Raw genomic sequence first — 2206 nt, forward strand, 5'->3', positions numbered from 1 at the left:
AATTAGCTGAGATGGCCCAAAAAGCAGAAAAGAAATTGCAACTTGAACAAGAAAAAAGTGAGAATCAACTAAAATGAGAATTATTTCAGGGAAATATGCTAAAAGAAATTTATTTACTTTGAAAAGTAATCGGACAAGACCAACCAGTGATAAGGTGAAAGAATCCCTTTTTAATTCATTGGGACAATTTTTTCAGGGTGGTAATGTTTTAGACTTATATGCTGGTAGTGGTGCCTTAGGAATTGAAGCTGTTTCAAGGGGCTGTGACCATGCGAGTCTGGTTGATATTAATCATGCTGCTTGTACAATTATTAAGAAAAATGTTGCTTTAACTAAGGAAGAGCAGCGTTTTAATGTTTATAATATGCGCAGCTCTGCAGCATTAAAATTATTTTCTGAGAATGATGAAAAGTTTGATCTAGTTTTTCTTGATCCGCCCTATGCCAAAGAAAAAATCGCTAAGGACATGTTGCAGATGGTAAAGTCGAACCTACTTAATGATCATGCAATTGTGGTAGCAGAAACTGATGATCATACAGAACTGGGTGAAATTACTGGTTTTTCATTGATCAAAGAACACCATTTAGGAAAAACAATTGTGAGGATTTATCGAAAGGACTAATAATGACAATCGCTTTATTTCCAGGAAGTTTTGATCCGATTACTAATGGGCATGTGGAGACCGCTAAAAAGGCTGCTGAAATTTTTGATAAAGTATATGTAGTTGCGATGACCAATACAGCTAAGAAATACTTGTTTACGCCTGAAGAACGTGCTGATCTAATCAGGGATGCACTAAAGGAAATACCTAATATTGAAGTGCTAGAAAGACCGGAAGAAGTAACCGTAAATTTAGCACATGAATTGCATGCTAAAGTTATGGTGCGCGGTGTACGCAACAGTGCTGATTTCCGCTATGAACAGGAGATTGCTGGGATTAATAAAAAATTGGCTCCAGATGTGAATACAGTTTTGCTTTTTACGAGTCCAGAAAATTCTTTTGTAGCTTCAAGCATGATTAAGGAATTAGCTCGTTTTGATGAAGATGTTAGTCTGTTTTTACCTAAAAAAGCAGCGATTGCATTGAGAGAGAAGCTAAAACATGAATAATAAGAAAAACAATCAATCGAAAAAGCACTTGCGTAATTGGCTCTTGGCACTAATTGCGCTTGTTTTATTAGTGGTACTTGCTGTTTGGCCGACCGATTATTATATTGAATATCCTGGTGAGGCAATGCCCGTGGGCCAGTTTATTAAGTCATCAAATAAACGTCCGAATAATTTTTATTTGGTGACAGTTAGCGTAACTAGTCGGCCGGCTCCGGTTTTGCAATATCTATGGAGTTTTACTCGTCCCTATGATGAGCGTGTATCAAGCAAGGAGCTGCTAGGAGGTCAAACTAGTGCTCAATATAATGAGTTGCAAAACTGGTATATGGAAACAAGTCAGCAGAATGCAATTTATTATGCAGCTAAAAAAGCAGGTAAACAGCATAGCTTAAAATATCTAGGCGTTTATGTAATGGAAGTCCAGAAAAATTCTAGTTTTAAAAATAAGCTCCAAATTGGTGATACCGTTTTAGGCGCAAACGGGCATCGTTTCAGGTCAACTGAAGAGATGATGAATTATTTGCGTAAACAAAAAATTGGTGCACGAGTAACAATCTCAGTTTTGCGTGGTAAGCAAGAGAAACACTTTACTGGCAAAATTGTTAAGGTAAAGGGTACTAATAAGCCAGGAATTGGAATTCAATTAGTTGAGCATGTAGTTGTGAAAACTAAGCCTAAGTTAAAAATTAATGCTGGCGAAATCGGTGGCCCCTCAGCCGGATTGATGTTCACACTTGAAAGCTATGAGGTCTTTACCAAGCAGAACTTAAGTAAGGGACATAAGATTGCGGGAACAGGTACGATTTCACCTACTGGAAAAGTAGGAATCATTGGTGGCGTTGATAAAAAAGTGGTAGCTGCTAGCAGAGAAGGTGCAGAGGTCTTCTTTGCGCCGACTGATTCAACCAGTGTGAAGAAAAGTGAAACTAATTATGCAGTTGCTAAGAGAACCGCAAAGAAAATTCACACCAAAATGAAAATTGTCCCTGTGAGCACTTTTGATGATGCATTAAACTATCTAAAGACACATTACTAAAAAAATTCAAAAAAATTTGAAGTCCAGAAAAAATTCTGGGCTTTTTTTGCGTAATAAATA

Annotated in this window: 3 protein-coding genes; all 3 read left to right on the forward strand. The window is 37.1% G+C overall.

Annotation, left to right across the window (positions count from 1 at the left end):
* Positions 1-73: 73 nt before the first annotated feature.
* From rsmD to CP367_RS10210, 3 genes are read left to right on the forward strand one after another with little or no spacing between them, the layout of a single operon-like run.
* Positions 74-622 carry a 16S rRNA (guanine(966)-N(2))-methyltransferase RsmD gene (gene rsmD / locus CP367_RS10200; protein ID WP_005722810.1) on the forward strand — a complete coding sequence of 183 codons (549 nt, stop codon included), beginning with the start codon at positions 74-76 and terminating at the stop codon, positions 620-622.
* 2 nt (positions 623-624) lie between these two features.
* On the forward strand, positions 625-1110 hold the full coding sequence (gene coaD, locus CP367_RS10205; RefSeq protein ID WP_089145753.1) for a pantetheine-phosphate adenylyltransferase: 486 nt from the start codon (positions 625-627) through the stop codon (positions 1108-1110).
* Positions 1103-2146 (forward strand): SepM family pheromone-processing serine protease, encoded by a 1044-nt coding sequence (locus CP367_RS10210; protein WP_013086172.1) that lies wholly within the window; start codon positions 1103-1105, stop codon positions 2144-2146. Before coaD ends, CP367_RS10210 begins: the two co-directional genes overlap by 8 nt.
* Positions 2147-2206: the final 60 nt, after the last annotated feature.

Source organism: Lactobacillus sp. UMNPBX16 (genome assembly GCF_002553775.1).
Classification (GTDB): Bacteria; Bacillota; Bacilli; order Lactobacillales; family Lactobacillaceae; genus Lactobacillus; species Lactobacillus crispatus.